This window comes from uncultured Enterovirga sp., assembly GCF_964242715.1.
In the GTDB taxonomy this organism is placed as follows: Bacteria; Pseudomonadota; Alphaproteobacteria; order Rhizobiales; family Beijerinckiaceae; genus Enterovirga.
The window spans coordinates 1-4915 of record NZ_CAXTAZ010000101.1; the positions used below are offsets into that span (position 1 = coordinate 1).

At 68.8% G+C, this 4915-nt stretch carries 4 protein-coding genes and 1 pseudogene; all 5 read left to right on the plus strand.

From position 1 onward, the window contains the following. A pseudogene (locus ACFE87_RS24595) lies at positions 1-507 on the plus strand (NAD(P)(+) transhydrogenase (Re/Si-specific) subunit alpha); the annotation flags it as partial. A 124-nt stretch (positions 508-631) separates the two neighbouring features. Continuing rightward, positions 632-1069, plus strand: a complete 438-nt coding sequence (locus ACFE87_RS24600) for an NAD(P) transhydrogenase subunit alpha (protein WP_375462290.1) — start codon at positions 632-634, stop codon at positions 1067-1069. 4 nt (positions 1070-1073) lie between these two features. Continuing rightward, the gene (locus ACFE87_RS24605) at positions 1074-2480 is read left to right on the plus strand and encodes an NAD(P)(+) transhydrogenase (Re/Si-specific) subunit beta (RefSeq protein ID WP_375462291.1); all 1407 of its coding nucleotides are present in this window, start codon (positions 1074-1076) and stop codon (positions 2478-2480) included. Positions 2481-2493: 13 nt separating this feature from the next. Further along, positions 2494-2883 (plus strand): VOC family protein, encoded by a 390-nt coding sequence (locus ACFE87_RS24610; protein ID WP_375462292.1) that lies wholly within the window; start codon positions 2494-2496, stop codon positions 2881-2883. 249 nt (positions 2884-3132) lie between these two features. Further along, a partial coding sequence (locus ACFE87_RS24615) for a transglycosylase domain-containing protein (RefSeq protein ID WP_375462293.1) occupies positions 3133-4915 on the plus strand: 1783 nt, incomplete at its 3' end.

Sequence of the window (4915 nt, forward strand, 5' to 3'; positions counted from 1 at the left end):
ATCGCCAAGCAGGACATCGTCATCACGACGGCGCTGATCCCGGGCCGGCCGGCCCCGAAACTCGTCTCCGGCGAGATGGTGGCCGCCATGCGGCCGGGCTCGGTCCTGATCGACCTCGCGGTCGAGCGCGGCGGCAATGTCGAGGGCGCCCGGGACGGCGAGATGACGACCAGCCCGAACGGCGTGAAGCTCGTCGGCTATTCGAATGTGGGCCGCCTCGCGGCGACCGCGTCCAGCCTCTACGCCCGTAACCTCTACGCCTTCGTCGAGACGCTGGTCGACAAGGCGTCGAAAGCGCTTGCGGTGAAGTGGGACGACGAGCTCGTCCAGGCGACGCTGCTGACCCGCGACGGCGCGGTGGTGCATTCGCTCTTCGGCGCCTCCGCCCAACCGACGGCATCGCAGCCGGCCCTGGCCACGGCCGCGACACCGGCGGTCGCGGCTCCTGCTCCTGCTCCTGCTCCTGCCGGACCCGCACCCACCGTTGCCGACGCCGTGACGCTGTAGGCTGATCATTTGCCTCGGCCGGCAGCCCCCTCCACCATGCAGCCGGCTCTGCCGGACCGCATGGTCGCGCCCCCCTCACTCTTACTTCTCCCCATGGGGAGAAGGTTCTCGCGTGGATGACGCCATGACCAACGAACAGGCGCTGGAGGCCGCGAAGCTGTCGGCGGGCCAAGCCCGGCAGGCGGCCGAGGCGACGCAATCCTATCTCGACCAGGTCGTGCCAGGCCTCTCCCAGGCGGCGAGTGCGGCGACCGGCGGCCATGTCGACCCGATCGTCTTCGAACTCGCGGTCTTCGTGATGGCCGTGTTCGTCGGCTATTACGTGGTCTGGTCGGTCACCCCTGCCCTGCACACGCCCCTCATGTCGGTCACGAACGCGATCTCGTCCGTGATCGTGGTCGGCGGCCTCCTCTCGGTGGCGGTTGCGGTCGGGCCCGGGCTTGCCGGGCACGGCTGGGCACGCTTCTTCGGCTTCCTGGCCGTGATCCTCGCCTCGGTGAACATCTTCGGCGGCTTCCTGGTCACGAACCGGATGCTGTCGATGTACAAGAAGAAGGGCTGAGACGATGTCCGCCAACGTCTCCGCCCTCCTCTACCTCGTCTCCGGCATCCTCTTCATCCTGGCCCTCCGGGGCCTGTCGCATCCGACGACCTCGCGACAGGGCAACCTGTTCGGCATGGTCGGGATGGGGATCGCGATCATCACGACCCTCGCAGGCTCCCCGCCCTCCGGCGCCTTTGCCTGGCTGCTCGTGATCCTCGGCCTCGGGATCGGCGGTGCCGCCGGCGCGGTGGTCGCTCGGCGCGTGCCGATGACGGCGATGCCGCAGCTGGTCGCGGCCTTCCACTCCCTCGTCGGTCTGGCCGCGGTCCTCGTCGCGGCGGGGGCGCTCTACGCCCCCCAGGCCTTCGGCATCGTCAACCCGGCCACCGGCCGCATCTTCGGCGGCTCGCTCTTCGAGATGTCCCTCGGCGTCGCGATCGGCGCCGTCACCTTCACGGGCTCGGTGATCGCCTTCCTGAAGCTCGACGGCCGCATGTCGGGCAAGCCCATCCTCCTGCCGCAGCGCCACCTCATCAACATCGCGCTCGCGGTCGCGCTCGTGATCCTGATCGTCGTTCTCATCAGGACGCAGAGCCACTTCGCCTTCTGGATGATCGTCCTCGTCGCCTTCGTGCTCGGCGTGACGTTGATCATCCCGATCGGCGGCGCCGACATGCCGGTCGTCGTGTCGATGCTGAACTCCTATTCGGGCTGGGCCGCGGCCGGCATCGGATTCACGCTGCACAACCTGGCGCTGATCATGACGGGCGCCCTGGTCGGGTCCTCGGGCGCGATCCTCAGCTACATCATGTGCCGGGGCATGAACCGAAGCTTCGTCTCGGTCATTCTCGGCGGGTTCGGCGGCGAAAGTGCGGGCCCCGCCGGCGCGGCGGAAACCCGGCCGGTGAAGCAGGGCTCGGCCGAGGATGCCGCCTACATCATGGCGAATGCCGAGAAGGTCATCATCGTGCCGGGCTACGGTATGGCGGTGGCCCAGGCCCAGCACGCGCTCCGCCAGATGACCGACCTCCTGAAGAAGGAGGGCGTCCAGGTGAAATACGCGATCCATCCGGTTGCCGGCCGCATGCCAGGCCACATGAACGTGCTCTTGGCCGAGGCGAACGTGCCCTATGACGAGGTGTTCGAGCTCGAGGATATCAACGGCGAGTTCCCGCAGGCCGACGTCGCCTTCGTGATCGGCGCGAACGACGTCACGAACCCGTCCGCCAAGACCGACAAGTCCTCGCCGATCTACGGCATGCCGATCCTCGACGTCGAAAAGGCGAAGACGGTGCTGTTCATCAAGCGCGGCATGGGCTCCGGCTATGCCGGCGTCGAGAACCCGCTCTTCTTCAACGACAACACCATGATGCTGTTCGGCGACGCGAAGAAGATGGTCGACCAGATCAACAAGGCGATGGCGCATTGAGGGCGGGGCGACGATGATGTTCGGGGCCGTCTTCGACCACATCCACCTGCGCAGCCTCGACCCCGACGCGGCGGGGCGGTTCTACACCGACCATCTCGGCGCGACGCTCGGCGACCGGGTGGAGACGGACAAGCTGCTGCGGGTCACCGTCACCTTCCCGGGCCTGAACATCTTCATCGATCGCGTTCCGGACGGAACGACGCCGGCTGCTTCCCGCCCGCATCGCGGGCTGGAGCATTTCGGCCTCAAGGTCCCCGATCTCGACGCCGCGGCCGCAGAGCTGAAGGCGAAAGGAATCGAATTCACTCTCGAGCCGGTCGAGTTCCGGCCGGGCCTCCGCATCGCCTTCATCCGCGGGCCGGACGACGTCGCGATCGAACTTCTCGAGCGCGCGCCGGGCTGAGCAATCCCCCGCCCGCTTCTCCCTTGCGGGAGAAGTCGAGTCGCTCGTCAGAGCGGCCGGATGAGGAGTCACGGCGCACCCCTCATCCGTGAGCGCTTCGCGCTGCCACATTCTCCCGCAAAGGGAAAAGGAACGCACTGGGCGCCAGCACGACGAACCGCCGCTTTACGTGACCTTAAATCGCGCACCGTAGCGTGATCGGGTTCGGTGTGGCCGGCGTGAGGCTGGCCGGGCGAAGCGAGGATGGCGATGGCTGACCGGCGGGGGGCCGGGCGTGAGCGGCGGGAGCCCACCTTCGGCCGCTCGGCCGGATCCGGGGAACTCGACATCGCGCTGACCCGCTCCGATCGGGTCGGGAGCGGCATGGCAGCAAGGGCGAAGCGTGCCGAGAAGGCTCCCGCGCGGGGCCCCAGCCGCAAGCCGCGGCGTGGGCTGATCCGCCATCTTCTCTATGGCGGCGTGCTCCTCTCCCTTTGGGGCCTGATCGCGCTCGTCGCCATCGTCGCCTACCACGCGACCCAGCTGCCCCCGATCGACCAGCTCGCCGTGCCGAAACGGCCGCCGAATATCGCCATCCTGGCCGCCGATGGCACGCTCCTCGCCAATCGCGGCGAGACGGGCGGCCGCACGGTCGCGATCGGGGAATTGCCGACCCATCTCCCGCGCGCCTTCGTGGCGATCGAGGACCGGCGCTTCTACTCGCATTTCGGCATCGACCCCGTCGGCATCGCCCGGGCGGTGGTGAAGAACGTCGCCGGGCGCGGCGGCATGCAGGGCGGCTCGACCCTGACCCAGCAGCTGGCCAAGAACCTGTTCCTCACCCAGGAGCGGACCGCGTCGCGCAAGATCCAGGAGGCGATCCTGGCCCTCTGGCTCGAGCATCGCTTCTCCAAGGACCAGATCATCGAGCTCTACCTGAACCGGGTCTATTTCGGCGCCGGCGCCTACGGGGTCGAGGCGGCCGCGCAGCGCTATTTCGCGAAGCCCGCCCGGGAGGTCTCGGTCGCTGAGGCGGCGACGCTGGCCGGCCTCGTCCAGGCCCCGTCCCGCCTCGCCCCGAACCGCAACCCGGATGCGGCGCGCGCTCGGGCCGCGATGGTGCTGGCCGCCATGGCCGAGGAAGGCTTCATCAAGCCGGACCAGCTCAAGACGGCGTTGGAGAGTCCGGCGAAATCGGTGCGGCGCGCCGGCGCCGGTTCGGCCAATTACGCGGCCGACCTCGTCATGGACGTGCTCGACGACTTCATCGGCACGGTCGCGGGCGACATCACGGTCGTGACCACGATCGTGCCGTCGCTCCAGGCCGCGGCCGAGGGCGCCGTGGTCGACGAGCTCAACACGAAGGGCAAGAAATTCGGCGTCGAGCAGGGGGCCTTCGTCGCCATGCGGCCGGACGGCGCGATCCGGGCGCTCGTCGGCGGCCGCAACTACGCGGAGAGCCAGTTCAACCGGGCCACCACCGCGAAACGCCAGCCGGGCTCGGCCTTCAAACCCTTCGTCTATCTAGCCGCCCTCGAGCGCGGGCTCACGCCCGACAGCGTGCGGGACGATGCGCCGATTACCGTGAAAGGCTGGAACCCGGAGAATTACTCCCGGGATTATCGCGGCCCCGTGACGCTGCGGGACGCGCTCGCGCTGTCGCTGAACACCGTCTCGGTGCGGCTCTGCCTTGAAGTCGGGCCGCAGGCCGTCGTCAGCACCGCCCGCCGCCTGGGCATCGCCTCGGCCCTGAAGCCCAATGCCTCGATCGCGCTTGGCACCTCGGAGGTCTCGCCGGTCGAGCTCGTCGGAGCCTTCGCGGCTTTCGCCAATGGCGGCACGGGCGTGATCCCGTACCTGATCGCCGAGGTGAAGGGCGAGCGCGGGCGCGTGATCTACCGCCGGCCCGGCGGCGGGTTCGGCCGCGTCATGGAGCCCGGCGTCGCCGGCATGATGAATGCGATGATGCGGGAGACATTGCTCACCGGAACGGCCCGCAAGGCGGAGATCCCCGGCTGGGAGGCCGCCGGCAAGACCGGTACGAGCCAGGATT

Bases quoted from the DNA above. Each gene is read 5' to 3' on its own strand.
- ACFE87_RS24600 (WP_375462290.1), top strand. From the start codon at position 632: ATGACCAACGAACAGGCGCTGGAGGCCGCGAAGCTGTCGGCGGGCCAA.
- ACFE87_RS24605 (WP_375462291.1), top strand. From the start codon at position 1,074: ATGTCCGCCAACGTCTCCGCCCTCCTCTACCTCGTCTCCGGCATCCTC.
- ACFE87_RS24610 (WP_375462292.1), top strand. From the start codon at position 2,494: ATGATGTTCGGGGCCGTCTTCGACCACATCCACCTGCGCAGCCTCGAC.